The organism is Pseudomonadota bacterium (genome assembly GCA_022361155.1).
Taxonomy (GTDB): domain Bacteria; phylum Myxococcota_A; class Polyangia; order Polyangiales; family JAKSBK01; genus JAKSBK01.
This window is the reverse complement of the sequence record JAKSBK010000508.1, coordinates 1-1,062: the sequence shown is the minus strand read 5'-3', so window position 1 is coordinate 1,062 and position 1,062 is coordinate 1. Positions and strand designations below refer to the sequence as shown.

General features: G+C 64.6%; 1 protein-coding gene. It reads right to left on the bottom strand.

Features of this window, described 5'->3' with window-relative positions; genetic code table 11:
* Nucleotides 1-1,062 (bottom strand): response regulator (locus MJD61_19015; GenBank protein ID MCG8557354.1); only part of this gene is annotated, 1,062 nt, incomplete at both ends.

Here is a 1,062-nt window from a genome sequence, read left to right as displayed (position 1 = left end):
GTTCGGATGAAGCTGGTGAGCAGCTCCGCCATGAAGGCCGGCTCGTCGCCGTGAGCGGACTGCATCAGTCGGCGCAACGAGGATCTGACTTCTCCGTGCGTCGGGTCGCTGCCTCCGTTGGCCGAGCGCGTGCTTCGCACCTGGTTCAGCTCGTGGACCAGCTCTTCCAGCTTGATGGGCTTCGTCAGGCATGCGTCCATGCCGGCTTCCAGGCACTTGTCCCGTTCCCCCGTGGAGGTGGATGCGGTCATGCCTATGAGGCGCGGCCGGTGGCTGGCGTCGGGGAGGCGCTTGACCACGGCCTGGGCCGTTTCGGGACCGCTCATGCCCGGCATCCGGACGTCCAGAATGACGGCGTCGTAGTGGGTGTGCCTGAGTGTCTCTAGTGCCGCGTCACCGGAGGCGACGACATCGGCATGGTGACCAAGCCGCTCCAGCAGCCGCAGCATGACCTTCTGGTTCACGGCATCGTCTTCGGCCACCAGGACGGACAGCGGATCCGCCGATTGGGCGATCCTGCCATCCTCGATCGCGGCCGAGTCGGGCAATTCTCCGTCGTCGCTCAGGACACGGAGAAGCGTGAGGGCCAGGCGATCCCGCTTCACGGGTTTTTGCAGGAAAACGGACCGGTAGGGTCGATCGAAAATCGGAGGCGCCGTCAGAGAGCGGACCAGAACCAGCGGCGTCGGGTTGTCCGAGTCGAAGGCGCGAACGCGGCGGGCGAAGACGACGGAATCCTGCCCGAAATGGGTCAGACTGACCACGGCAGCGTCAAATGACTTCGGATCGCGGAGATACCCGAGTGCTTCCTCGATCGAACCCGTCGCGACCGGGCGCATGTCGAAACTCTCCAGCAGGCGAACCGTCACGTTGCGCGACGTGTCGTTGTCGTCCAGGACCAGGATCCGGTGCCGCTCCAGTTGCGGAATGAGATCGTCGACCGGGGACTCGAGCGTGGTGTTCGCGATGTCCGCGATGATGGTGAAATGGAACGTCGAGCCGTGTCCCGGGATGGACTCGACCGACATCGCTCCGCCCATCTTCTCGGCCAGCAGCTTGCTT